The organism is Yersinia sp. Marseille-Q5920 (assembly GCF_946902935.1).
In the GTDB taxonomy this organism is placed as follows: Bacteria; Pseudomonadota; Gammaproteobacteria; order Enterobacterales; family Enterobacteriaceae; genus Yersinia; species Yersinia rochesterensis.
Genome location: NZ_CAMPQA010000004.1, coordinates 327656 through 352439 on the forward strand (window position 1 = coordinate 327656; position 24784 = coordinate 352439).

Below are 24784 nucleotides of genomic sequence, written 5' to 3' on the forward strand. Positions count from 1 at the left end.
GCGCAAGATTTTGGTGCGTAAGTGATTTGTTTTTGGAGAGACCCTTTTTTCTTCCAGAACATGTGTGCGGCAAATAACCACAAAATGACACATTCAGTGTGGTGAAAAAACAGTGTGGTGAATAAATAATGACCGATTTAACGACGTCCGACAGCACCCAGCCAGCATGGCAGACCCGAGACCATCTTGATGACCCGGTGATTGGTGAACTGTCGAACCGTTTTGGGCCAGAGGCCTTTGTTGTTCAAGCCACTCGTACCGGTATGCCCGTGGTATGGGTGAAGCGTGAACAATTGCTGGAAGTAATGACGTTCCTGAGAAAACAACCGAAGCCGTATGTCATGCTGTTTGACCTGCATGGTGTAGATGAGCGCCTTCGTACTCACCGCCAGGGTCTCCCTGCTGCGGATTTTTCTGTTTTCTATCATCTGCTTTCCATCGAGCGCAACCGCGACATCATGCTGAAAGTGGCACTGTCTGAAAAAGACTTGCACGTGTCCACAGCGACCAAGATTTTCCCTAATGCCAACTGGTATGAGCGCGAAACTTGGGAAATGTTCGGTATTACCTTTGATGGTCACCCGCATCTGACGCGCATCATGATGCCGCAGAGCTGGGAAGGCCACCCGCTGCGAAAAGACTATCCAGCTCGTGCTACCGAGTTTGATCCCTTTGTGCTGACCAAGCAGAAAGAAGATCTAGAAATGGAGTCACTGACTTTCAAACCTGAAGATTGGGGTATGAAGCGCGGGACCGAAAACGAGGACTTTATGTTCCTTAACCTCGGCCCAAACCACCCCTCTTCACACGGTGCGTTCCGTATCGTGTTGCAGCTTGATGGTGAAGAGATTGTCGACTGTGTGCCGGATGTAGGTTACCACCACCGTGGTGCGGAGAAGATGGGCGAGCGCCAGTCGTGGCATAGCTACATTCCTTATACCGACCGTATTGAATACCTTGGCGGCTGTGTTAACGAAATGCCTTACGTGCTGGCAGTTGAAAAACTGGCGGGCATTGAAGTGCCGGATCGCGTTAAAACCATCCGCGTTATGCTGTCCGAGTTATTCCGTATCAACAGTCACTTACTGTACATCAGTACTTTCATCCAAGACGTCGGTGCAATGACGCCGGTGTTCTTTGCCTTTACCGATCGGCAGAAAGTATACGATTTAGTGGAAGCAATCACTGGTTTCCGTATGCACCCGGCTTGGTTCCGTATTGGCGGTGTTGCACATGACCTGCCGCGTGGCTGGGAACGTTTGCTGCGTGACTTCCTTGACTGGATGCCAAAACGCCTTGATTCCTACGTCAAAGCTGCATTGCAGAACAGTATCCTGAAAGGGCGTTCTATCGGTGTTGCTGCCTACAATTCCAAAGAAGCATTGGAATGGGGCGTGACCGGTGCTGGCTTGCGCGCTACTGGCGTTGAGTTTGATGTGCGTAAATGGCGTCCATACTCCGGCTACGAAAACTTTGATTTCGAAGTGCCAGTCGGCAACAACGGCGACTGTTATGACCGCGTGATGTTGAAAGTGGAGGAATTGCGTCAAAGCCTGCGCATTCTGGAGCAATGTTATAAAAACATGCCAGAAGGCCCATTCAAGGCCGACCACCCACTCACGACTCCGCCACCGAAAGAACGTACGCTTCAACATATCGAAACGCTGATTACTCACTTCCTGCAAGTTTCATGGGGTCCAGTGATGCCAGCTAACGAATCATTCCAAATGGTTGAAGCGACCAAAGGGATCAACAGCTACTATCTGACCAGTGACGCCAGCACCATGAGCTATCGCACTCGGATACGCACGCCAAGCTATGCCCATTTGCAGCAGATCCCATCGGTTATCCGTGGCAGCCTGGTATCTGACCTGATCGTCTATCTGGGCAGTATCGATTTTGTAATGTCTGATGTGGACCGCTAATTATGAGTGATCAAAAAGAGACTCAGGTGAGTAACGAAAGCCAAAATGTGGCGAATCTGGCAGTCAATGCGGCTGAACCAGCCATCACAGCTGAAGTTTTCGAATTGAGCGCTGAAGAACGTGATGCTATCGAACATGAAAAGCACCATTACGAAGATGCCCGCGCCGCGTCGATAGAAGCACTGAAAATTGTGCAGAAACAACGCGGTTGGGTACCGGATGGGGCGATTCATGCCATTGCTGAAGTGCTGGGTATCCCGGCCAGTGATGTTGAAGGTGTCGCGACATTCTACAGCCAGATCTTCCGCCAACCTGTTGGACGCCATGTGATCCGTTACTGTGACAGCGTGGTGTGCCACATCACCGGTTATCAGGGGATCCAAGCTGCGATTTCGAAAAAACTCAGCATTCAGCCAGGTCAGACGACCTTTGATGGCCGTTTTACACTGCTGCCAACCTGCTGCTTGGGTAACTGTGATCGTGGCCCGACCATGATGATCGACGACGATACACACAGCCACCTGAAACCTGAAGATATTGAGAAGTTACTGGAGCAATATCCATGACAATTCATTCAGGTTTTACCAAAGAGATTGTGCGCACGCCGGAAATGCACCCGCTGACCTGGCGTTTGCGCGATGACAAACAGCCGGTATGGCTGGATGAATATCGCAGCAAAAACGGTTATTTGGGTGCTGAAAAAGCCTTAAAAGGCATGGCACCACCTGATGTTGTTAGCTTAGTCAAAGACGCGGGCCTGAAAGGGCGTGGCGGTGCTGGCTTCTCCACCGGTTTGAAGTGGAGCTTGATGCCAAAAGACGAAAGCATGAACATCCGGTATTTGCTGTGCAATGCTGATGAGATGGAACCGGGTACCTATAAAGACCGCCTGCTGATGGAGCAATTGCCGCATCTGCTGGTGGAAGGGATGCTTATCAGTGCGTTTGCGCTGAAAGCTTACCGCGGTTACATCTTCCTGCGTGGCGAATATATCGAGGCCGCCGTTCACTTGCGCCGTGCGATTGCCGAGGCCACTGAAGCGGGACTGCTTGGCAAAAACATCATGGGCAGCGGCTTTGATTTTGAGCTGATTGTTCATACTGGGGCTGGGCGTTATATCTGCGGTGAAGAAACCGCATTGATTAACTCGCTGGAAGGCCGCCGTGCCAACCCACGTTCCAAGCCGCCTTTCCCAGCATCTTCTGGTGTTTGGGGGAAACCAACTTGCGTGAATAACGTGGAAACTCTGTGTAACGTTCCGGCCATTCTTGAGCATGGTGTGGAGTGGTATCAGGGAATTACCGCCGGTAAAAGTAACGATGCCGGTACCAAACTGATGGGCTTCTCCGGTCGGGTGAAAAATCCGGGTTTGTGGGAATTGCCATTTGGTATCAGCGCCCGTGAAATTCTGGAAGATTATGCCGGTGGCATGCGCGATGGCTTGAAATTTAAAGCCTGGCAGCCGGGTGGTGCGGGCACTGACTTCCTGACCGCCGACCACCTGGATTTGCCGATGGACTTCGAAAATATTGCTAAAGCGGGCAGTCGTTTAGGGACTGCGTTAGCAATGGCCGTCGACCACGAAATCGGTATGGTGCCGTTGGTGCGTAATCTGGAAGAGTTTTTCGCCCGTGAATCCTGTGGCTGGTGTACGCCTTGCCGTGATGGTTTGCCATGGAGCGTGAAGATCCTGCGAGCACTGGAGCGCGGTGAAGGTCAGCCGGGCGACATCGAGACGCTGGAACAGCTTTGCCGTTTCTTGGGGCCGGGTAAAACCTTCTGTGCTCACGCGCCGGGCGCGGTTGAACCACTACAAAGCGCGATCAAATATTTCCGGGAAGAATTCGAAGCCGGGATCGCAGCGAAAGACTATGGCAACACCCAAGCCATAGCCGGTATTCAACCGAATAACCTATTGAAGCAACGTTGGTAGCCCTGATGAATGCATCTGTCCCGTTTATCCGGAACCGGTCATTCATCCCGCCAGAATTTTTGATTAACGCTTGCCTTATGGCAAGCCACTTGGAAGCATGCTGACTATGGCTACGATTCATGTAGACGGCAAAGAATACGACGTAAACGGGGCCGACAACCTGTTACAAGCTTGTCTCTCCCTGGGACTCGATATTCCTTACTTTTGCTGGCATCCGGCGCTGGGAAGCGTCGGCGCTTGCCGCCAATGTGCGGTAAAGCAATACCAAAACGCGGACGACACTCGTGGGCGTTTGGTGATGTCTTGTATGACGCCAGCCACCGATGGAACCTTTATTTCCATTGATGACGGCGAAGCCAAAGCGTTCCGCGCGAGTGTGGTTGAATGGTTGATGACAAACCATCCGCACGATTGCCCGGTCTGTGAAGAAGGGGGTAACTGTCATCTACAAGATATGACAGTGATGACCGGCCACAGTTTCCGCCGCTATCGCTTTAGCAAACGGACTCACCAAAATCAGGATCTCGGCCCGTTCATTTCCCATGAAATGAACCGCTGTATCGCCTGTTATCGCTGTGTGCGTTACTACAAAGATTATGCTGATGGCACTGACTTTGGCGTCTACGGTGCGCACGATAATGTCTACTTTGGTCGCACCGAGAGCGGCACGCTGGAAAGCGAGTTCTCCGGTAACCTGGTAGAAGTGTGCCCGACCGGCGTATTCACCGATAAAACCCATTCCGAGCGTTATAACCGTAAATGGGATATGCAGTTCGCGCCAAGTATCTGCCAACAGTGCAGCGTGGGGTGTAACACCAGTCCAGGCGAGCGCTATGGTGAATTACGCCGTATCGAAAACCGTTACAACGGCAGCGTGAACCACTACTTTATGTGTGACCGCGGCCGTTTTGGTTATGGCTACGTCAACCGCAAAGACCGCCCACGTCAGCCGCTGCAATTGCGTGGCAATGACTGGATCCACCTGAACGCTGAACAGGCGATGCCCGCTGCTGCAGATATTCTGCGTCAGGCGAAGAAAACCATCGGTATCGGTTCACCACGCGCCAGTTTGGAAAGCAACTTTGCGCTGCGCGAATTGGTCGGCGCGGAAAACTTCTATACCGGTATCGCCGCAAGCGAGCAACAACGCCTGCAATTGATGCTGAAAGTTCTGCAAGAAGGCGGAGTTTATACGCCGTCACTGCGCGAAATTGAAAGTTATGATGCGGTACTGATTCTGGGCGAAGATTTGACTCAGACCGGCGCACGTATCGCGCTGTCTGTCCGTCAGGCGGTGAAAGGCAAAGCCCGTGAAATGGCCGCAGCACAAAAAGTGGCTGACTGGCAGATTGCCGCCATTATGAACATTGGCCAGCATGCCAAACATCCGCTGTTTATCACTAACGTTGATAACACTCGCATGGATGACATCGCGGCGTGGAACTACCGTGCGCCGGTGGATGATCAGGCCCGGTTAGGTTTTGCCATTGCTCATGCATTGGATGAATCCGCGCCAGCAGTGGATGACTTAGCGAAAGAGCTGAAAGGTAAAGTGGATATCATCGTGCAGGCGCTAGCCGGTGCGAAGAAGCCACTGATTATTACCGGCAGCAATGCGGGCAGCGATGCCATCATTGAAGCCGCAGCTAACGTGGCGAAAGCTCTGAAAGGCCGTGGTTCTGACGTCGGTATTACTTTTGTCGCCAGTGCGGCTAACAGCATGGGCCTGACCATGATCGGCGGCGGCTCTCTGGATCAAGCGCTGGAGTTGTTGACTCAAGGTGACGCTGATAGCGTTATCGTGATGGAAAACGATCTCTATCGCCATGCAGCGAAAGACAAAGTTGATGCGGCGCTGGATAAAGTCGCCAACCTGATTGTGGTTGATCATCAGCGCACCGCCATCATGGACAAAGCGAACTTGATTTTGTCAGCAGCTAGCTTTGCTGAAAGTGACGGGACGCTGGTCAATCAGGAGGGCCGCGCTCAGCGCTTCTTCCAGGTTTATGACCCAACCTATTATGACGACCCGAAAAAACCGGAAAACAACAGCATCATGCTGGAAAGCTGGCGTTGGTTGCACTCGCTGCACTCAACTTACACCAGCCGCCATGTGGACTGGACGCAACTTGATCACGTGATTGCAGCCTGTGTTGCCGCATTGCCGCAGTTGGAAGGGATTGTTGAAGCCGCGCCGGATGCCACTTTCCGTATCCGTGGTCAGAAACTGGCGCGTTCTCCTATTCGTTACAGTGGCCGTACTGCCATGCGCGCGGATATCAGTGTGCACGAACCGCGCCAACCGCAGGATATCGACACGCCGTTTGCCTTCTCAATGGAGGGGAACAACAGCCCACTGGCTGACCGCCAGCAGATCCCATTTGCCTGGGCACCAGGTTGGAACTCACCGCAAGCATGGAACAAATTCCAGGCGGAAGTGGGTGGCAGTCTGCGCTTTGGTGATCCGGGTGTGCGCCTGATTGAAGCTGGAGAGGGAACACTGGGTTACTTTGATTCAGTACCGGCGGCCTTTACCGCTCAGGCTGACGGCTGGCAGATTGCCCCTTACTACCACCTGTTTGGTAGTGAAGAGATGTCTCAGCGTTCAGATGTGATCCAGCAGCGTATGCCAGCACCTTATGTGATGGTCAATCCTGCTGATGCAGCCCGTCTCGGGGTTAACCTCGGTACGCTGGTGGAATTCAACTGCGCCGGTCAGACTTTGCGTCTGCCAGTGCGTTTGAGTGAAACCTTGGCTCAGGGTCAGGTCGGCTTGCCGCTTGGCTTACCGGGTATTCCGCCGATTATGGTGGGTGCACGCGTTGAGAATCTGCGGGAGGCAGTACTATGAGCTGGTTTACCCCTGAATTGATTGAGATTTTAATCTCTGTCCTGAAAGCGGTAGTGATTCTGCTGGTCGTGGTGACTTGCGGTGCATTTATGAGCTTCGGCGAGCGCCGCTTGCTGGGCTTGTTCCAGAACCGTTACGGGCCAAACCGTGTGGGCTGGGGCGGGTCATTGCAGCTAGTGGCTGACATGATCAAAATGTTCTTCAAAGAAGACTGGGTACCGAAGTTCTCCGACAAAGCCATCTTTACTCTGGCCCCGGTGATTGCTTTTACCTCGCTGCTGCTCTCTTTCGCCATCGTCCCGGTCAGCCCGACCTGGGCGGTTGCGGATCTTAATATCGGTATTTTGTTCTTCCTGATGATGGCGGGGCTGGCGGTATACGCTGTGCTGTTCGCCGGTTGGTCCAGTAATAACAAATATTCTCTGTTAGGGGCGATGCGTGCATCAGCACAAACCCTGAGTTACGAAGTGTTCCTCGGCCTGTCTTTGATGGGCGTGGTGGCACAGGCTGGCTCATTTAACATGCAGGATATTGTTAATTCTCAGGAACACGTCTGGAATGTTATTCCGCAATTCTTTGGTTTCCTGACCTTTGCCATTGCGGGGGTGGCAGTTTGTCACCGTCATCCCTTTGACCAGCCAGAAGCTGAACAAGAACTGGCCGATGGTTACCACATTGAATATTCCGGTATGAAATTCGGTCTGTTCTTCGTCGGTGAATACATCGGTATCGTGACTGTCTCTGCACTGATAGTCACCTTGTTCTTCGGTGGTTGGCAAGGCCCGTTTTTGCCGCCATTTATCTGGTTTGCGCTGAAAACGGCTTTCTTCATGGTGATGTTCATTCTGATCCGTGCATCCTTGCCGCGCCCACGTTATGACCAAGTGATGTCATTCGGCTGGAAAGTTTGCTTGCCGTTGACCCTGCTGAATCTGCTGGCGACTGCCGCGGTCATTTTGTACAACGCTCAATAAGGGGTGAATGAACCATGACGTTGAAAGAGTTAGTGGTTGGTTTCGGCACCCAAGTGCGCAGCCTGTGGATGATTGGCCTTCATGCCTTCCACAAGCGTGAAACCCAAATGTATCCGGAAGAGCCGGTTTACCTGCCGCCGCGCTATCGTGGCCGCATCGTGCTGACGCGTGACCCTGATGGTGAAGAGCGCTGTGTTGCTTGTAACCTGTGTGCCGTCGCCTGCCCGGTTGGCTGTATTTCATTACAGAAAGCTGAGCATAAAGATGGGCGCTGGTATCCGGAGTTCTTCCGTATCAACTTCTCCCGCTGCATTTTCTGTGGCCTGTGTGAAGAAGCTTGCCCGACGACTGCTATCCAGCTGACGCCGGATTTCGAAATGGGTGAGTTCAAACGCCAGGATCTGGTGTATGAGAAAGAAGACTTGTTGATCTCGGGGCCGGGTAAATATCCGGAATATAACTTCTACCGGATGTCCGGTATGGCGGTTGACGGCAAGCCGAAAGGCGAAGCTGAAAATGAAGCCAAACCGATCGACGTTAAAGGTCTGATGCCTTAGGAGCCAGCGTCCATGGAATTTGCATTTTATATTGCAGCATTGGTGGCAGTGGTGGCGACTATTCGCGTTATCACTCACACCAACCCGGTACATGCGCTGCTGTACCTGATTATCTCTTTGTTGGCTATCTCGGCGGTGTTTTTCTCGCTGGGGGCTTACTTTGCCGGTGCGTTAGAAATCATTGTTTACGCCGGTGCCATTATGGTGCTGTTCGTGTTTGTGGTGATGATGCTGAATTTGGGCAATGTCGAGCAACAAGAGCGCGATTGGTTGAAACCGAGCTTGTGGATTGGCCCCGGTTTACTGGCCTTGGTGCTGTTGTCGGTACTGATTTATGCCATTAGCTCGTTAACTCATCAGGGTATCACTGGCGAAATGGTCGATGCCAAAGCGGTGGGTATCAGCTTGTTTGGCCCTTATGTGCTGGCGGTTGAATTGGCGTCAATGCTGTTGTTGGCCGGTCTGGTGGTTGCTTTCCATATCGGGCGTGAGCACAAGCCGGGTGAAGTGCTGGGCGCAAGTGACAGCGCGAAAAGAAAAACGGAGGAACAAGCATGATCCCTCTACAACATGGCCTGATTTTAGCGGCCATTCTGTTTGTGCTGGGGCTGACGGGGTTGATTATTCGTCGCAACCTGCTGTTTATGCTGATAAGCCTTGAAGTGATGATCAACGCAGCGGCGCTCGCTTTTGTCGTGGCGGGCAGTTTTTGGGGGCAGGCTGACGGTCAGGTGATGTATATCCTGGCGATTACGCTGGCGGCAGCCGAGGCCAGTATTGGTCTGGCATTGCTGCTACAGCTGTATCGTCGCCGTCATACTCTGAATATTGACACAGTCAGTGAGATGCGCGGATGAACCTATTATATTTAACAATTCTGCTGCCACTGCTGGGTTTCTTGCTGTTGGCATTCTCCCGTGGCCGTTGGTCTGAAAATACCTCTGCCACTGTCGGGGTGGGGTCGATTGGCCTGACTGCGTTAGTCACACTGTATGTTGCCGTGGATTTCCTCAGCCAAAAGGCCACCGGTGTACAGGTGTTTAATCAGACATTGTGGAACTGGATGTCGGTCGGCACTTTCAACATTCCGCTGACTCTGACACTGGACGGCCTGTCGCTGACCATGTTGTCGGTAGTCACTGGCGTGGGCTTCCTGATCCACATGTATGCCTCTTGGTATATGCGTGGGGAAGAGGGCTACTCCCGCTTCTTCGCCTACACCAACCTGTTTATCGCCAGTATGGTGGTTTTGGTGCTGGCGGATAACCTGATGCTGATGTATCTGGGTTGGGAAGGCGTGGGTCTGTGCAGTTACCTGCTGATCGGTTTCTACTACACCAATCCGGCTAATGGCGCGGCGGCGATGAAAGCCTTTATCGTGACCCGCGTCGGTGACGTGTTCCTGGCCATCGCGCTGTTCATCCTTTATCAAGAATTGGGCACGCTGAACATTCGTGAGCTGATGGTATTGGCACCGCAGAAACTGGAAATGGGCTCAACGGCCATTACTTGGGCGACGCTAATGCTACTCGGTGGTGCGGTCGGTAAGTCGGCGCAGTTGCCATTACAAACGTGGTTGGCCGATGCGATGGCTGGCCCGACCCCGGTTTCCGCGCTTATCCATGCGGCTACCATGGTTACCGCCGGTGTATATCTGATTGCGCGTACTCACGGCCTGTTCCTGATGGCACCAGAAGTCTTGCATTTGGTGGGTATTATCGGGGCTGTAACCTTGGTGTTGGCGGGCTTCGCGGCATTGGTGCAAACCGATATCAAGCGGGTGCTGGCCTATTCCACCATGAGCCAGATTGGCTACATGTTCCTGGCGCTCGGCGTTCAGGCGTGGGATGCCGCTATCTTCCACCTGATGACCCATGCCTTCTTTAAAGCGTTACTGTTCCTCTCCTCGGGTTCAGTGATTCTGGCCTGTCACCACGAGCAAAACATCTTCAAAATGGGCGGTCTGCGTAAGACTATTCCATTGGTGTATATCTGCTTCCTGGTGGGCGGCGCGGCGCTGGCAGCATTGCCAATCGTCACCGCAGGCTTCTACAGTAAAGACGAAATTCTGTGGGGCGCATTGGCCAGTGGCCATATCAATCTGATGGTCGCCGGGCTGGTTGGGGCATTCCTCACCGCGCTGTATACCTTCCGGATGATTTTCATTGTGTTCCATGGCGAGCCAAAAACCAAAGCGCATCCGGTCAAAGGGATCACTCATAGCTTGCCGCTGATGGTGTTGCTGGTGCTGTCGACCTTTGTTGGCGCGCTGATAACCCCTCCACTCGCAGGTGTATTGCCAGAGCTTCACTTCGGTGAAGAGGGCAAAATGCCGCTGGAAATCTTCTCCGGCGTGCTGGTGGTGATTGGCATAGCATTGGCCGCGTTCCTGTATTTGGGCAAACGTCAGTTGGTCAACAGCATCGCGCAAAGTGCATTGGGCCGTTTCTTCACGGTCTGGTGGTTCCATGCGTGGGGCTTCGACTGGCTGTACCATAACGTGTTTGTCCGCCCGTATCTGTGGATTGCAAAACTGTTGCAACGTGATCCGCTGAACTCACTGATGAATACCCCGGCGGTGCTTGCGCGCTGGAGTAACCGTGGTTTGACCGTCAGTGAAAATGGACAGGTGCGTTGGTATGTCGCGTCTATAGGTTTGGGTGCAGTCGTTGTACTGGCTCTGTTGCTTTTCGTTTAATTAGGGACACAAAACGCCATGCTATTACCTTGGCTAATTCTTATCCCCTTTATCGGCGGCTTACTGTCTTGGCAGTGTGAACGCTTCGGTACCAGAGTACCGCGTTGGATAGCGCTACTCGCGATGGGGCTGACATTGGTGCTCTCCCTACAACTGTGGGTGCAGGGCAACTATTCACTGATGAACCCGGCGGGTATCCCGCAGTGGCAGTCAGAATTCACCTTGCCGTGGATCCCACGGTTCGGCATTTCATTCCATCTGGCTTTAGATGGGTTGTCTTTGCTGATGGTGGTGCTGACCGGCCTACTGGGCGTACTGGCTATCCTCTGTTCGTGGCGTGAAATTCAGCGCAACCAGGGTTTCTTCTACCTGAATCTGTTGTGGATTCTGGGTGGGGTTATCGGCGTGTTCCTCGCCATCGACATGTTCCTGTTCTTCTTCTTCTGGGAAATGATGTTGGTGCCGATGTACTTCCTGATTGCTTTGTGGGGTCACAAAGCATCAGACGGTAAAACGCGCATCGCGGCGGCCACCAAGTTCTTCATTTATACCCAGGCCAGCGGTCTTATCATGCTGATCGCCATTTTGGGGCTGGTGTTTGTACACTACAAGGCCACCGGTATCTGGACTTTCAACTATGAAGATTTGTTGAAAACCCCGATGTCCCACAATGTTGAATGGTTGCTGATGCTGGGCTTCTTTATCGCGTTTGCGGTGAAAATGCCGGTGGTACCATTGCACGGCTGGTTGCCAGATGCACACAGTCAGGCACCAACGGCGGGTTCTGTCGACCTGGCGGGGATTTTGCTGAAAACCGCGGCCTATGGTTTGCTGCGTTTCAGCTTGCCACTGTTCCCGACGGCCTCGCAAGAGTTTGCGCCAATCGCTATGTGGCTAGGGGTTATCGGCATCTTCTACGGTGCATGGATGGCCTTCTGCCAGACGGATATCAAGCGCCTGATTGCTTACACCAGCGTATCGCACATGGGTTTTGTGTTGATTGCCATCTACACCGGCAGCCAACTGGCTTACCAAGGTGCGGTTATCCAGATGATTGCCCACGGCTTGTCAGCCGCCGGTATGTTCATCATCTGCGGCCAGCTGTATGAGCGTTTGCACACCCGCGACATGCGCCAAATGGGCGGTTTGTGGAGCCGAATCAAATACTTGCCTGCGCTATCACTGTTCTTCGCGGTGGCAACATTGGGGATGCCGGGTACCGGTAACTTCGTCGGTGAGTTTATGATCCTATTCGGCAGCTTCCAGGTGGTTCCGGTGATTACCGTGATCTCTACTTTTGGGCTGGTTTTTGCTTCGGTTTACTCGCTTATCATGATGCAGCGTGCCTATTACGGCGCGCCGAAATCTGAAGAAGCGTTGCCGGGTATGAGTGCAAGGGAACTGTCTATCATCCTGCTGTTAGTGGTGCTGTTAGTATTGCTGGGGGTTTACCCGCAACCAATTCTCGACACCTCCCATGCTGCGATGAGTAATGTACAGCAGTGGTTCAATGCTTCAACCATTCCAACAACAAGGCCGTAATTCGCCATGACAATAACTCCTCAACAACTGATCGCGATGCTACCGCTGTTGATCGTCGGATTGACGGTGGTGGTTGTGATGCTGTCCATTGCGTGGCGACGCGACCACTTTATCAACGCCACTCTGACGGTTATCGGGCTTAACCTGGCGCTGCTGTCACTGTATTTTGTCGGCCAGGTCGGGCCGATGGATGTCACGCCGCTGATGCGGGTTGATGGCTACGCGATGTTCTATACCGGGCTGGTGATTGTGGCCAGTCTGGCGACCAGCACCTTTGCTTATCCGTGGCTGAATGGCTATCCGGATAACCGCGAAGAGTTCTATCTGCTGGTGCTGATTGCGACTATGGGCGGCATTCTGCTGGCCAGTGCCAATCATCTGGCGTCACTGTTCCTTGGCATTGAACTGATTTCCTTGCCGCTGTTTGGTCTGATTGGTTATGCCTATCGCCAGAAGCGCTCATTGGAAGCCAGTATCAAATACATGCTGCTGTCTGCGGCGGCATCGTCATTCCTGCTGTTCGGCATGGCGCTGTTGTATGCGGAATCCGGTAGCTTGTCTTTCGCCGGTCTGGGCAAAAGTTTGAGTGACTCGATGGTCCACAGGCCGCTGATTCTGGCGGGCCTCGGGATGATGATTGTCGGTCTCGGCTTTAAGTTATCTTTGGTGCCGTTCCAACTGTGGACGCCGGATGTGTATCAGGGCGCACCTGCCCCGGTATCTACTTTCCTGGCGACCGCCAGTAAGATTGCCATCTTTGCCGTGGTGATGCGCTTGTTCCTGTATGCGCCAGCCGCTGACAGTGAAGCGGTGCGTTTGGTGCTCTCGCTGATTGCGGTGGCATCAATTCTGTTCGGTAACCTGATGGCGATCAGCCAGACTAACATCAAGCGTCTGCTGGGTTATTCTTCTATCGCCCACCTTGGCTACTTGCTGATTGCGTTGGTGGCGGTGCAAACCCATCAGCTGGCACTGGAAACTGTCGGCGTCTATCTGGCCGGTTACCTGTTCAGCAGCTTGGGGGCTTTCGGGGTGGTCAGCTTGATGTCCAGCCCATACAAAGGCCCGGATGCCGAGTCACTGTTCTCCTACCGCGGGCTGTTTTGGCACAAGCCCATTCTGTCTGCGGTGATGACGGTGATGATGTTGTCTCTGGCGGGTATCCCAATGACATTGGGCTTTATCGGTAAGTTCTTTGTGGTGGCAATGGGTGTGAGCGCCAATCTGTGGTGGCTGACCGGTGCTGTGGTATTGGGCAGCGCCATTGGCCTGTACTACTATCTGCGCGTGACTGTCAGTTTGTTCCTCAGTGCGCCGGAAACATTGGTCCGCGACACACCAAGCAACTGGGCATTGACTGCCGGTGGTGTGGTGGTACTGATTTCCGCGATTCTGGTGCTGTTCTTGGGTGTCTACCCGCAGCCGTTGATTTCGCTGGTGCAGTTAGCTCAACCGCTGATGTAATTCATTGTTAAATCGGCAAGTCCAACCCCCGTTCAGCAAAACTGGCCGGGGGTTTTGTTTTATATGTGCCATTGAAGTTAAGCTTGTTTAAGGTGGAGGTGGGGTAAAAGTCGGAGGGGAGAGCGGGTTATATTTGGCTATCTTTAAGGTGGTTTTTTATTTTACCTTCAAGGATATTTATGGGTTGTTTTTCTGTTCAAGCAAGTAATGATTCTTCTTTTCAACCATATAGTTATGTGGTTGATGATATATCTCAGCCAAAAACTGATCTATCTAATGCTTTGATAATTGAAGATGCCTGTCATTTTACTTATGGGAACTATAACTGCGCAGTAAATATTATTATTAACCAGAGTGATAGAGCCAATATGACGGCTCTGAAATACACGGGAATATTGCAAGGAAAAATAGATGAAAAGTATGACTGTTTGAGTAGTGTATTCAAGCAGGGCTTGGTGATGTCAAAAGAAGATTATCAGATTAAAAGCAACGAAATACTCTATGAAATTATCGCCAAAGAGTTCACTGGTGTAAAACGTTCCGATATTAATAATGGTGAGTGGGTCAAGATAAACCCGCTAACGAGGGCAATGTTATCTTGGGCTAAAGATAGACATGATAATGTTGATATTAATGCCATTGTTTCAGCAAAAGTTATCCAATATTACAACTATAAAATTCCAGAAAAAATGGAAGAAATATTATCTACAGATAGTTTTATAGTCGACTGTATTGAAGAAATTGTTGAAAGTGTGTTTTGGACCGAAAGTGAAAAAGCGACATTAGCAGATGAATTAGCCGTAAGTATTAAGAAAAAAGTTGAACAAGATACAAAGGTCGCGGTTCTATCGACACAAGCTGAACGGCAGCAGTTTGATCACTTTATCCGCAGCTTTTCATTTAGGTGATGAACATCACGTTTTTGATGAAATCCAATTAACTATTTAATTATTTATGAGATATGGATAGCAAAAAATTCTCTCAATTCAGGTAAACTGCGCGACTTTCATGCAATACACTTTCTCTTTTAACCTTTGTTGCGCAGGTAAATACTGATGAACATTATTCTGATGATTGCTATTACCACTGGCATTCTCTCAGGTATTTGGGGTTGGGTTGCGGTTAGCCTCGGGCTTATCAGTTGGGCGGGGTTTCTCGGCTGCACCGCCTACTTTGCCTGCCCACAAGGCGGCTTAAAAGGGTTGCTTATCACCCTGTTAACCTGCGTGAGTGGGGTATTCTGGGCGATGATGATTATTCAGGGTAGTGCCTTACAGCCTGAATGGGCCATCCTTGGCTATGTGTTGACCGGCATGGTGGCGTTTTTGATGTGTATCCAGGCCTGCCAGCAGTGGCTATCCTTTGTCCCCGGCACCTTTATTGGGGCTTGCGCCACTTTCGCTGGTAATGGCCATTGGAAACTGGTGATTGTCTCGCTGTTAGTCGGGGTGGTATTTGGTTATGCGATGAAGAACAGTGGGTTGTGGTTGGCGGCGCGGCGGAGTCAAAAGGGAAGTTCCTTGGAGTCTTCGATAGAGGTTGATTAAGTTGAATGGGAGACACAGGATCGGATCAGTTTTCGGTTGATATTCAATCTGTTCTTACTTGATCTTCAGCGCCTCAACCGAGCCGGAGGACAGGCCGGCACCCTTTGGCGGTTGAGGCAATGGCGGTAAAGCGAACCGTAAAGTTCTGACAACCGAACAGGATCATCAAATTAAATCATAAAAGATGATTTGCCACTTTAACCACTATCTTGCGCAGCGGCGCAACTTCTCCCAGTGTTGCCATCGGGCGATGTAACTCGCCAGGGAACAGCAGAGCGATATCGCCGGGAGCCAGTGTTAACAAGGTTTCGCTAGTAATACCTTCAAATAAACCGAAATCCCGCTCAGTATCAAAATCCATCGTTGGGCGCTGGCCCTGAGCTGACGGTGAAGCGCCAATCACCTCACTACCTTCCAGCAAAATATGAATATCAATGTAATAATGATGCAATTCAGGCGCTTGCTCATACAAAGGTTTGGACGCGGCAATAATGTGATTTAGGTAAATCTCGCGGCCTTCAATATCTTGTTCCCCGGCAGGAAGATTGACTAAATCCATTTTGCTGATGGCGGCCAGTGTGCGGCGGATAGCATCCGGATAAAGTGGGTTATTCACCGCGCTTTTTAGTTCATCAAGTATCATAATTATTCCCATATTCCTGCGTGTACATCATGCCGGGCACTTAAGCACAATGACTGATATTATTTTCTGGCTCCAGCGCGGCAATGCAGTGTTCAACAACACCGACAATGTCAGGCGAGATATCGATTGGAATGATGTCCGGCTCACGGGCATCAGGTGTTTCCAGTGTTGCGAACTGGCTCTTTAACAGGCTTTCCGGCATAAAATGCCCCGCCCGCTGTTGCATTCGGTGCAACACTAAATCGTAATCGCCGGTCAGCCACAGAAAGCGAATACCCTGATTCCCCTCACGTAAACGGTCGCGATATTGTTTTTTTAGTGCCGAACAGACTAAAAAACCCACTTCATTTTTTTGTTGTAAGCTGTATGCCACATCACTTAGCCGCTCAAGCCACGGAGCACGGTCGCTATCATTAAGCGGCTGACCCGATGCCATCTTTTGGATATTGGCGCGTGGGTGCAGATCGTCACCATCTATAAATTTGGCGTTAAGCGCCAGCGCCAGCGCCTGACCCACACAGGATTTACCTGTGCCGGATACGCCCATAACAATAATGCATTTACCAGACATAGCTTTCCTCTGTTACCTATCAAGCAGATAACTGACTGAATTCGGATCAAACTGCAACCAGCATGCCACCATCAACAAACAACAGATGACCATTAACAAAGTCTGATGCTTTGGAAGACAGATACACTGCCGCCCCAATCAACTCTTCCGGATCTCCCCAACGGGCGGCTGGCGTGCGTTTGCATAGCCAATCAGTGAAAGCCTTATCGTCGACCAGTGCTTTTGTCATATCGGTTTTGAAATAACCCGGCGCAATACCATTCACTTGAATATTGTAACGGGCCAGCTCAACACACATCCCGCGCGTCAACATCTTCACTGCCCCTTTAGAGGCGGCATATGGCGTAATAGTGTCGCGGCCTAATTCGCTTTGCATTGAGCAAATATTAATAATCTTACCGCGTTGGCGTTTAACCATATAACGGGAGACAGCTTGTGAAACCAAGAATACTGATTTCTGGTTTACCGCGATCACATCATCCCAATCTTTTTCTGGGAATTCAGTAAAAGCGTGGCGGCGCTGAATACCGGCGTTATTAATTAAGATGTCAATGGCACCAATGTTATTTTCTATTTGTGCAATCGCGTCATTAACAGCATCATGGTCAGTGACATTAAATGCCGCTGCATAAGCAACAAAACCGCTGTCGCGTAATTCGGCGACGGCTTTTTCTGCTCGTTCTGCGGTAATATCATTAATTATTATTTCTGCACCAAATTCAGCCAGACCTTTAGCTAATAAAAACCCAATGCCTTGTGCAGAACCGGTAATTAATACTTTGCGGTTTTCTAACGAAAATAAATTCTTCATAATGAATTCCTGATGAAAATGACGCTTATTAAGCGACACTATAAAATCAATATTATTGAATAATGACTGCGTGAAAACATGTGCCTATCAAACCGTTTTCTGTCTCATCAAACTGTGACGAAGATCACTTTAAATCATGTTACGGCAAGCTGTTACCACTTACGTGAGCGACATCGCCTTGAGAGCGGCAAAATACGACTATTTGTGGGGGCTTTATTCATCTCTGGGGGCGGATGCAGATTAACTTATTGATAATAATAGAACTAAATAATAGGAATCATGATTGTTATTGTATTTTAAATCAGTAACATGCTTTTCATTACCTTCGCTAACAGTGCATAATCACTTCATCCCATCCCACACTCTTGTTCCAGGTATATGCCATGAAAAACCAGCGTGTTACGTTACAGGATATCGCGTTACTAGCAGGCGTGACCAAAATGACAGTCAGCCGCTACTTACGCACGCCGGAAAAAGTGGCCCCAGAAACCGGTGAACGTATTGCCCAAGTGATGACTGAAGTCAATTATAGTGTTGATTCAGAAGGGGAAACTAGCCTCAATCAAAAAAGTCCAAGAATTGGTATTTTGGTGCCATCCTTTAATAACCAAATTTTCTCCGATTTACTGGCTGGTATTGAGTCGGTCACTGCTGCTAGTGGCTATCAAACGCTGGTCGTTAACTATAATTACAATAAAGAACGTGAAGAAGAACAAATAGTTAATCTATTGTCATGCCAGATTTCCGGGTTGATACTCACCGATTCTGAACATACTTTACGTGCGGATAAGTACCTAAATGCTTCGGAACTTCCGGTCGCGCAAGTGATGGATTTGGAACCACAGTTCAACCGTATTACCGTCGGTTTTAATAATTATCAGGCGGCTTATGATATGACGGCGACACTGTTGGCAAGCGGCAAACAGCATGTTGTCTATTTCGGTTCTATGTCTGATGTGCGAGATCGCAAGCGTTATCAAGGATATAGCCAGGCAATGATTGATACCGGGTTCGCACCGCTGCATATTACGCCCAACAAAGTCTCATCTGTCTCTATTGGTGCCGGTATGTTGGCATTGGCACGACAAATGTATCCGCAAGTTGATGCTATTTTCTGTACCAATGATGATATGGCGGTGGGCGTGTTACAAGAATGCTTGAAACTGGGCATGGCGGTGCCAGCGGAAATAGCGATTTCCGGTTTTCATGGGCTGGATATCGGCCAGGCGACCACCCCAGTGCTAGCCAGTGTCACCACTCCGCGTTTTGAAATGGGCAAAGTGGCTGCTGAAATATTGATTAAGAAAATCAAAAAAATCCCTACAATTGAACAGGTTGACCTACATTATCGTATTTCACTGGGGGGAACTATTTAATACTTTCGCTGTTGCTGAAAGATATACAAATTATCTATAACTGCCATTGTGCTCTTTAATGGCAGTGAGTCTTTCCCTCGAATAGTCCACCAAGATACTCCTCCTGAACATAACAAATAGCGCCAATCCATAACATTTTGCTTAAGTCATGGGATTAATCATTAACGCTGGCTTGATTAGCTGAAACAATTCAGCAGGAACAATGATAGGTCGGTCACGTTACCGGTAACATGTTTTCTTAACATGATTTACAGTGACCTGCGTCACAAAATAAAACATTGAAAACAGGTCTCATAATGACATTCGCTGAATGGCTCATCATCCGATGATTACCCGCCGCCATTTTGGTTTTGATTTATTGACATGATCAGGTACTCATTATGAAAAACAGCAAGTCATCTTCCTTCAAACAAGCCGTATTGATTATCGCCCCGGTAATGGATTATTTGACGGAGAAGTTGGAACAGAATTTCACTGTTCACAAACTCTTTCAGGTTACGGATACTGCTGAGTTTTTTGCGGCGCAGGGCAAGAATATAAAAGGCATTGTGACTCGAGGTGATGTCGGTGTAACCAACGAAGTGCTGACGTTATTACCCGAAGTACAGATTATCTCAATCTTCGGTGTCGGCACGGATGCAGTGGATTTGGACACAACTCGCGAGCGCAATATCATTGTAACTACTACCCCCGGCGTATTGACCGACGATGTGGCCGATACAGCTCTGGGACTGATTATTGCAACTTCGCGGCGTCTATGTCAGGCCGATAAATTCCTCCGCGCTGGTCAATGGCCGCACAGTAGCTTGCCATTAGCATCTAAAGTGACCGGTAAACGTCTGGGTATTTTTGGTATGGGCCGGATTGGTCAAGCCATTGCCCGTCGCGCAGCTGGTTTTGATATGCAAATTGCCTATACCGACACCGTGCACATCGAAAGTCTGCCATATCAATATGTGCCGGATTTAATTAGCCTTGCTAAGCAAAGTGATATTTTGGTCGTGGCTATTTCGGGCGGTAAAGACAGTATTGGTCTGATTGATAAAGCTATTTTCGACGCTATGCCAAACCATGCTCTGCTGGTTAATATTGCCCGTGGCAGTATGGTCAATCAGGATGATTTAATCCGTGCACTACAACAGAAAGAAATTGGCGGGGCGGGTTTGGATGTCTTTGCAGATGAGCCTAATGTGCCGCAAACATTAATCGAAATGGACAATGTGGTATTACTACCGCATATCGCCAGCGCCACCATAGAAACCCGGATTCAAATGAGTGATATTGTATTCTCAAATATTCATGCTCATTTCTCTGGCGAGAAAGCACCTACGGCCATTACTTACTAATTAAGAAGAGATATGAGGGTTAATTAAATTAATCCTCAACTTATTATAATAAAAATAAAAGACCACATCGTGCATTTTAAATAACTGGCAAATTATTCTAATTTGTTAGCGGCATTCTCTACGCTATTTTCTGAATAGTGTAGGAATTATTCAGCTAGAGAAAGAGGCGTGTTGATATGGACAGTAAGATCCCTAATGCCCGTTGGTTCCGCGTTATTGTGCCAATAATGATTGCTTGTATTATTTCTTTTATGGACCGGGTTAATATTAGTTTTGCGCTACCGGGGGGCATGGAAAATGATTTGGCTATTACCAGCCAAATGGCGGGTTTAGCGGGCGGTATTTTCTTTATTGGTTATTTATTTTTACAAGTACCGGGTGGCCGTATTGCTGTTCATGGCAGCGGTAGAAAATTCATTGCTTATTCCCTTGCAGTTTGGGCTATCGTTTCGATTCTGACCGGTTTTGTCACTAACCATTATCAATTGTTATTCCTGCGCTTTGTGCTGGGGGTTTCTGAGGGCGGTATGCTGCCGGTGGTGTTGACCATGGTCAGCAATTGGTTCCCGGAACGCGAAATTGGCCGCGCCAATGCATTCGTCATGATGTTCGCCCCGATCGGCGGTATGTTCACCGCACCTTTATCTGGCTTTATTATCAATGCGTTAGACTGGCGCTGGCTGTTCTTCCTCGAAGGTTCGCTGTCCGCGGTAGTGTTGATAATGTGGTGGTTTGTCATCAGTGACAGACCGGAAGAAGCCAAATGGTTGTCGACCAAAGAGCGCGATTATTTGGTCACCGAGCTTGCGCGTGAACGGGCGGAGCGGATGCTGGATGCGCCCGTGACCAATGCGCCGTTAAAAGCTGTCTTTCTAAATAAAGGGTTGATGAAACTGGTTGCTCTGAACTTCTTTTATCAGACCGGGGATTATGGCTACACCTTGTGGTTGCCGACTATTTTGAAAAATCTGACCGGCGGTAATATGGCCTCGGTTGGTATTCTGGCTATTCTGCCGTTTATTGCCACCACCGCCGGTATTTATGTCATTTCTTCACTATCAGATAAAACCGGTAAACGCCGTCTGCTGATCATGATTTCTCTGTTCTGCTTTGCTGCCGGTTTGGTGACCTCGGTTATTTTCCGTCACAACGTGTTGATCTCTTACCTGGCCTTAGTGGTGTGCGGGTTCTTCCTCAAAGCTGCAACCAGCCCATTCTGGTCTATTCCAGGCCGTATTGCTGTGCCAGAAGTGGCCGGTGGTGCGCGTGGTGTGATTAATGGGTTAGGTAATTTAGGCGGCTTCTGTGGCCCCTATTTGGTCGGCGTGATGATTTTCTTCTACGGCCAAAGTGCAGCAGTTTGCATGTTAGCTGGCTCATTAATTATTGCCGGGCTGATTACCTTAACCCTGCCAAAAGAGTGTGATGTTGAAGTTGAAGCCAAGGGAAAAGGTATTTCTGACAAAGGGTTAGCGAAAGTTAAACGCGCTTAAGCCGCCAAGCGGTCTTTACTGTAAAGGGTATGACCGCCGTCATTTATCACCGGAGAATCTCATGAATTTACAACAGCAACTTACCCTCAGCCAACGGCATCAACAACAGCTGCAATTGACGTATTTTAATCATGAAATCGCCTGGCAGTTAGGCGAAAAAATAAAGTGCCAGGCCGAACGGCAAGGGGGGGCACTGGCGATTAATATCCGGGTAAATGGGCAAACTTTATTCAGTTACGCCATGCCGGGCACCAGTGCAGAAAATGGTGACTGGCTGCGGCGCAAGCGCAATGTGGTGGAGTTACTGGGCACCAGCTCCTATGCCGCGGGGCTGATGCTGCAACAGCGCCAAACCTCACTTGAGGAGCGCTATGGTGTCAGTTTGCGCGACTACGCCGCGCTAGGTGGCGGCTTCCCATTGCAAGTTAAGCAGGCCGGTATTATTGGCAGCGTAAATGTGTCCGGCGCGCCACATTTGGATGATCACAATTTGCTGTTGCAGGTGCTGGCGGACTTCATTGGTCTTCCGGCGGGCAGTATTGAACTTTTGGCTCCTCTGAGCGAATAAGGAATGGCGATGAACCCGACTCTCACCCGTGTGACCCAGCGTATTATTACGCGATCGGCGGCGACCCGTACCGCCTATCTGCAACGAATTAGTGCGGCCAAAGAAAATACGGTTCACCGCTCACAACTGGCCTGCGGCAATTTGGCCCACGGTTTTGCTGCTTGCCAACCGGACGATAAAGTTTCATTGAAAAATATGGTGCGCAGCGATATTGCCATCATCACCTCCTACAATGACATGCTGTCAGCTCATCAACCTTATGAAGATTATCCGCAACAACTGAAAGATGCGCTGCATGAAGTGGGCGCGGTCGGGCAAGTGGCGGGGGGCGTTCCAGCCATGTGCGATGGTGTGACGCAAGGCCAGGATGGGATGGAGTTATCGCTGATGAGCCGCGATGTGATTGCGATGTCAGCGGCGATCGGCTTGTCACATAATATGTTTGACGGCGCATTGTATCTCGGCGTGTGTGACAAAATTGTGCCGGGGTTGCTGATGGCGGCGTTGTCATTTGGTCACTTACCGACGGTTTTTGTCCCGGCGGGGCCGATGGCTAGCGGCTTGTCTAATAAAGAAAAAGTGCGCGTGCGCCAACTGTTTGCCGAGGGGAAAGTCGACCGGCATGCATTGCTGGAGGCGGAATCAGCCTCTTATCACAGCGCCGGGACCTGCACATTTTACGGCACCGCCAATTCGAATCAGATGGTGATGGAAGTGATGGGGCTGCATTTGCCCGGTTCCTCTTTTATCCAGCCCAATACCCCACTGCGTGATGCGCTAACAGCCGCCGCGGCGCGGCAAGTTACGCGTTTGACGCAAACCAGTGGCAACTATCTGCCGGTCGGTCAGTTGGTGGATGAAAAAGTGATGGTGAATGGCATAGTGGCGCTGCTGGCAACCGGCGGTTCGACCAACCACACCATGCATTTAGTGGCGATGGCGCGCTCGGCGGGCATTATCATCGATTGGGATGATTTTTCCGAACTGTCGGAAGTGATCCCGCAGTTATGTCGCATTTATCCTAATGGCCCGGCAGATATTAACTATTTCCAGGCCGCAGGCGGGGTAGCATTGCTGATAAAAGAGTTATTGCAAGGCGGTTTGCTGCATGAAGATGTTCACACGGTGGCCGGGTTTGGCCTGCAACGTTACACGCAGGAACCTTATCTGGAGGAGGGGCAGTTGCAATGGCGCAGCGGGCCAGAGCGCTCACTGGATGACAGCGTTATTGCCAGTCTGAATCAACCTTTCTCGCCTCATGGCGGCACCAAAGTATTAAGCGGCAATCTGGGGCGAGCGGTGATGAAAACCTCGGCGGTTCCGCATGATCATCAGATTATTGAAGGGCCAGCCGTGGTGTTTGAAAGCCAACATGATGTCGGGCCAGCTTTTGAATCTGGCGCGCTGGACCGCGATTGTGTGGTGGTAGTGCGTTATCAAGGGCCACGGGCCATTGGTATGCCGGAGTTGCATAAACTGATGCCGCCACTGGGCGTATTATTGGATCGCGGCTTTAAGGTAGCGTTAGTCACAGATGGCCGTTTGTCAGGTGCATCCGGTAAAGTGCCGTCAGCGATTCATGTCACACCGGAAGCTTATTGCGGTGGTTTACTGGCGAAAATCCGCAATGGTGATCGGCTGCGGGTCGACGGTGTGAGTGGGGAGCTTTCACTGCTGGTGGATGAAGCCGAGTTAGCAACTCGCCTGCCCGCAGTCCCAGATATCTCGGCTTTCCATGTGGGATGTGGCCGGGAGTTATTTGGCGCGCTGCGTGAGCGGATGTCCGGCGCGGAGCAAGGGGCGTGTGGTATTTATGGGGATTAGGGTGAAAGGTTCGGTGGGTAGCGGCGGCTAGAGCCGGCTCTGGTTTCGGTTGATATTCGGTTTGTTCTCATTGCTGGCATTGTCGCCTCATATCCCTGGTGGCTCACTCGGGCCACCACCTTTGGCGGTTAGTTCATCGGAGGTTAAGTGAACAGTGAAATTCTAACAACCGAACCTGATTACCGAGAAGCTCCATCGACTCCCATCTCCCATTATCGACTATCCTTATAAAACCCTATGTCACTCATGGAGAATCTACATGAATCGAGATAAAGAACAGCAAACTTCGCTGGACGACGATTTGACTATGCTCACTGATACGCTGGAAGAAGTGTTGCGCGCCTCGGGCGATGCAGCTGACGAAAGCTATAAGGAAATCAAAGCCCGCGCGGAAAAAGCCCTAAAGGAGGTTCAATACCGTTTGAATGGCCGCAGTAAATGCTATATCAAACGGGCGAAAACGCTTGCGTGTTGTACTGATGATTATGTGCGCGAAAAACCTTGGTGCAGTGTCGGGATTGGAGCAACCGTCGGTTTGGTTGTGGGGCTTTTGCTGGCGCGGCGCTAAATATTCCCGTCAATATCACCGCAGTAAAAATCATCTCCAACATTATTCTACTCATTCTCGGCCCTTAAATGGGCCGTTTTTAAGTTATAAAAT

General features: G+C 50.3%; 22 protein-coding genes. 19 read left to right on the forward strand and 3 right to left on the reverse strand.

All coding sequences use genetic code 11. The features are described 5' to 3' along the window. The first annotated feature begins 128 nt into the window (after nucleotides 1-128). From nuoC to OVO64_RS08385, 13 genes are all read left to right on the forward strand, one after another. Entirely contained in the window at nucleotides 129-1925 is a 1797-nt protein-coding gene (gene nuoC, locus OVO64_RS08325) for an NADH-quinone oxidoreductase subunit C/D (RefSeq protein WP_038631820.1), read from the forward strand. Between the two features lie 2 nt (nucleotides 1926-1927). Further along, nucleotides 1928-2491 carry an NADH-quinone oxidoreductase subunit NuoE gene (gene nuoE, locus OVO64_RS08330; RefSeq protein WP_038631822.1) on the forward strand — a complete coding sequence of 188 codons (564 nt, stop codon included), beginning with the start codon at nucleotides 1928-1930 and terminating at the stop codon, nucleotides 2489-2491. Continuing rightward, complete coding sequence (nuoF, locus tag OVO64_RS08335) at nucleotides 2488-3858, forward strand: NADH-quinone oxidoreductase subunit NuoF (RefSeq protein WP_267248709.1); 1371 nt, start codon at nucleotides 2488-2490, stop codon at nucleotides 3856-3858. Before nuoE ends, nuoF begins: the two co-directional genes overlap by 4 nt. Nucleotides 3859-3964: 106 nt before the next feature. Beyond that, nucleotides 3965-6709 (forward strand): NADH-quinone oxidoreductase subunit NuoG, encoded by a 2745-nt coding sequence (nuoG, locus tag OVO64_RS08340; protein WP_267248710.1) that lies wholly within the window; start codon nucleotides 3965-3967, stop codon nucleotides 6707-6709. Next, nucleotides 6706-7683, forward strand: coding sequence for an NADH-quinone oxidoreductase subunit NuoH (gene nuoH / locus OVO64_RS08345; protein ID WP_032820330.1), 978 nt, complete (start codon nucleotides 6706-6708; stop codon nucleotides 7681-7683). Before nuoG ends, nuoH begins: the two co-directional genes overlap by 4 nt. Nucleotides 7684-7697: 14 nt before the next feature. After that, nucleotides 7698-8240: an NADH-quinone oxidoreductase subunit NuoI gene (nuoI, locus tag OVO64_RS08350; RefSeq protein ID WP_004391656.1), complete on the forward strand. Its 543-nt coding sequence runs from the start codon at nucleotides 7698-7700 to the stop codon at nucleotides 8238-8240. A gap of 12 nt (nucleotides 8241-8252) precedes the next feature. Continuing rightward, nucleotides 8253-8798, forward strand: coding sequence for an NADH-quinone oxidoreductase subunit J (nuoJ, locus tag OVO64_RS08355; RefSeq protein ID WP_145511579.1), 546 nt, complete (start codon nucleotides 8253-8255; stop codon nucleotides 8796-8798). Further along, nucleotides 8795-9097, forward strand: coding sequence for an NADH-quinone oxidoreductase subunit NuoK (nuoK, locus tag OVO64_RS08360; RefSeq protein WP_032820332.1), 303 nt, complete (start codon nucleotides 8795-8797; stop codon nucleotides 9095-9097). Before nuoJ ends, nuoK begins: the two co-directional genes overlap by 4 nt. Beyond that, nucleotides 9094-10938 carry an NADH-quinone oxidoreductase subunit L gene (gene nuoL / locus OVO64_RS08365; RefSeq protein WP_038631830.1) on the forward strand — a complete coding sequence of 615 codons (1845 nt, stop codon included), beginning with the start codon at nucleotides 9094-9096 and terminating at the stop codon, nucleotides 10936-10938. Before nuoK ends, nuoL begins: the two co-directional genes overlap by 4 nt. 18 nt (nucleotides 10939-10956) lie before the next feature. After that, on the forward strand, nucleotides 10957-12480 hold the full coding sequence (nuoM, locus tag OVO64_RS08370; RefSeq protein ID WP_038631832.1) for an NADH-quinone oxidoreductase subunit M: 1524 nt from the start codon (nucleotides 10957-10959) through the stop codon (nucleotides 12478-12480). Nucleotides 12481-12486: 6 nt separating this feature from the next. Further along, on the forward strand, nucleotides 12487-13944 hold the full coding sequence (gene nuoN, locus OVO64_RS08375; RefSeq protein WP_038631834.1) for an NADH-quinone oxidoreductase subunit NuoN: 1458 nt from the start codon (nucleotides 12487-12489) through the stop codon (nucleotides 13942-13944). 179 nt (nucleotides 13945-14123) lie between these two features. After that, the gene (locus tag OVO64_RS08380; protein WP_050291329.1) at nucleotides 14124-14852 is read left to right on the forward strand and encodes a hypothetical protein; all 729 of its coding nucleotides are present in this window, start codon (nucleotides 14124-14126) and stop codon (nucleotides 14850-14852) included. 147 nt (nucleotides 14853-14999) lie between these two features. Next, nucleotides 15000-15491: a DUF1097 domain-containing protein gene (locus tag OVO64_RS08385; RefSeq protein ID WP_038631836.1), complete on the forward strand. Its 492-nt coding sequence runs from the start codon at nucleotides 15000-15002 to the stop codon at nucleotides 15489-15491. A gap of 175 nt (nucleotides 15492-15666) precedes the next feature. On the opposite strand, the gene OVO64_RS08390 is transcribed toward OVO64_RS08385, so the two are convergent. Genes OVO64_RS08390 through idnO form a run of 3 tightly spaced genes read right to left on the reverse strand, consistent with a single transcriptional unit; the run spans nucleotide 15667 to nucleotide 17516 of the window. Further along, complete coding sequence (locus OVO64_RS08390; RefSeq protein WP_038631838.1) at nucleotides 15667-16134, reverse strand: YhcH/YjgK/YiaL family protein; 468 nt, start codon at nucleotides 16132-16134, stop codon at nucleotides 15667-15669. 40 nt (nucleotides 16135-16174) lie between these two features. Further along, the gene (locus OVO64_RS08395) at nucleotides 16175-16705 is read right to left on the reverse strand and encodes a gluconokinase (RefSeq protein WP_038631840.1); all 531 of its coding nucleotides are present in this window, start codon (nucleotides 16703-16705) and stop codon (nucleotides 16175-16177) included. A gap of 46 nt (nucleotides 16706-16751) precedes the next feature. Then, nucleotides 16752-17516 carry a gluconate 5-dehydrogenase gene (gene idnO, locus OVO64_RS08400; protein ID WP_050291328.1) on the reverse strand — a complete coding sequence of 255 codons (765 nt, stop codon included), beginning with the start codon at nucleotides 17514-17516 and terminating at the stop codon, nucleotides 16752-16754. Between the two features lie 383 nt (nucleotides 17517-17899). Between idnO and OVO64_RS08405 the strand changes: the two genes are divergently transcribed. From OVO64_RS08405 to OVO64_RS08430, 6 genes are all read left to right on the forward strand, one after another. Continuing rightward, nucleotides 17900-18892, forward strand: coding sequence for a substrate-binding domain-containing protein (locus OVO64_RS08405; protein ID WP_038631844.1), 993 nt, complete (start codon nucleotides 17900-17902; stop codon nucleotides 18890-18892). Between the two features lie 380 nt (nucleotides 18893-19272). Continuing rightward, nucleotides 19273-20238 carry a 2-hydroxyacid dehydrogenase gene (locus OVO64_RS08410; protein ID WP_038631846.1) on the forward strand — a complete coding sequence of 322 codons (966 nt, stop codon included), beginning with the start codon at nucleotides 19273-19275 and terminating at the stop codon, nucleotides 20236-20238. Between the two features lie 176 nt (nucleotides 20239-20414). Next, entirely contained in the window at nucleotides 20415-21731 is a 1317-nt protein-coding gene (locus OVO64_RS08415) for an MFS transporter (protein WP_145510237.1), read from the forward strand. A 61-nt stretch (nucleotides 21732-21792) separates the two neighbouring features. Then, nucleotides 21793-22299 carry a heme-degrading domain-containing protein gene (locus OVO64_RS08420; RefSeq protein ID WP_145586912.1) on the forward strand — a complete coding sequence of 169 codons (507 nt, stop codon included), beginning with the start codon at nucleotides 21793-21795 and terminating at the stop codon, nucleotides 22297-22299. Between the two features lie 9 nt (nucleotides 22300-22308). Beyond that, nucleotides 22309-24123, forward strand: a complete 1815-nt coding sequence (gene edd / locus OVO64_RS08425; protein ID WP_038631852.1) for a phosphogluconate dehydratase — start codon at nucleotides 22309-22311, stop codon at nucleotides 24121-24123. A 259-nt stretch (nucleotides 24124-24382) separates the two neighbouring features. After that, a complete protein-coding gene (locus OVO64_RS08430; RefSeq protein ID WP_050291326.1) occupies nucleotides 24383-24691 on the forward strand; it encodes a DUF883 domain-containing protein in 309 nt (102 codons plus the stop codon). The last annotated feature ends 93 nt before the right edge of the window (nucleotides 24692-24784 follow it).